Source organism: Microbacterium sp. bgisy189, assembly GCF_057707225.1.
In genome coordinates this window covers 1-1,280 of record NZ_JBYIPT010000025.1, presented here as the reverse complement: position 1 = coordinate 1,280, position 1,280 = coordinate 1, and the positions used below count along the sequence as shown (strand labels likewise).

The following is a 1,280-nucleotide window of genomic DNA, read 5'->3' as shown; positions in this document are numbered from 1 at the left end:
GGGCGTGAAGAACGAACTGGTGACAGGTGTGGTTTAGGCCGCGAGGGTGAGCGGCTCGGTTAGCTTTGCTTCGAACTCGATAGGCGTCAACCCGCCGAGGGCGTCCTGTGCTCGCTGGCGGTGATACTTCCGCTCGATCCAGACGACAATCGCGAGGCGTAGGTCCTGCCGGGTCGCCCATCGCTGCTGATTGAGGACGTTCGTCTGCAACAACGACCAGAACGACTCCATCGCGGCGTTGTCTCCCGCGGCGCCGACGCGGCCCATCGACCCGACCATGTCGTGACGGCGGAGCTCACGGGCCATGGCGCGGCTTCGGAATTGGCTGCCTCTGTCGGCGTGCAGGATGCATCCGGCGACGTCGCCGCGGCGGGTGACGGCGTTGCGGAGCGCGTCAACGGCGAGTTTCGCGGTCATCCGATCGGAGATCGAGTAGCCGACGATCCGGTTGGAGTGGGCGTCCTTGATCGCGCAGCAGTAGAGCTTGCCTTCACTCGTCCAGTGCTCCGTGATATCGGTCAACCAGACCCGGTTCGGGGTGTCGGCACGGAACTGCCGCTGCACGTGATCGTCGAACACGGGCGGGCCGGTCTTCTTGCCCTTCCCGCGCCGGCGGCGTTGCGCGGACGAGAGGATCCCGGCCTGCGAGCACAGTTTCCACGCAGTCCGTCGGCTCATCCGCCACCCGGCCCGGCGCGCTTCGTCGGCCAGGTATCGGTAGCCGAACGTCGGGTCTTCAGCATGAGCGTCGTGCAGGGCATTGATCCGGTGCGCGCGGAGCACGTCGGCGCTGCGGATAGGGTCGTTGCGCCACCGGTAGTAGGGCTGGCGGGCGAGCTTGAGAACCCGGCACGACACCGTCACGGGGATCCCCGCGTCGGCGAGCTCAGCAACGAGCGGGTATGTCATTTTGGGGAGCCACCGAGTTTCAGATTCGCCTGCGACAGATACGCCGCGGCCTTCCGGAGCACCTCGTTCTCCTGCTCGAGGAGACGATTCCGGCGCCTGAGCTCCCGTATCTCGGCAGCCTCATCCGCGGTCTGACCGGGACGCTTGCCTTCCTCAACATCTGCTTGGCGGAGCCAGTTCTGCAGCGTCGCTTCGCTGATACCGAAGTCGACGGCAATCTGCTTGATGGTGACGCCACTCTCGCGGCGTCTTGCGACCGCGACGACGTCTTCGCGGAACTCTTGGGGATATGGACCGGGCATGATGACATCCTTCCCGTCAGCGCCTCCCAGCACTAACGATCAGTTGTCACCGATTCGTTCTTCACGCCC

Annotated in this window: 1 protein-coding gene; it reads right to left on the bottom strand. The window is 65.2% G+C overall.

The genetic code is table 11. The features are described 5' to 3' along the window. Positions 1–33: 33 nt before the first annotated feature. A protein-coding gene (locus tag AC3ENX_RS14580; RefSeq protein ID WP_434812454.1) for an IS3 family transposase occupies positions 34–1,211 on the bottom strand; the annotation gives its coding sequence in 2 pieces (ribosomal slippage) (positions 34–942 and positions 945–1,211; 1,176 coding nt in all). Between the last annotated feature and the right edge of the window lie 69 nt (positions 1,212–1,280).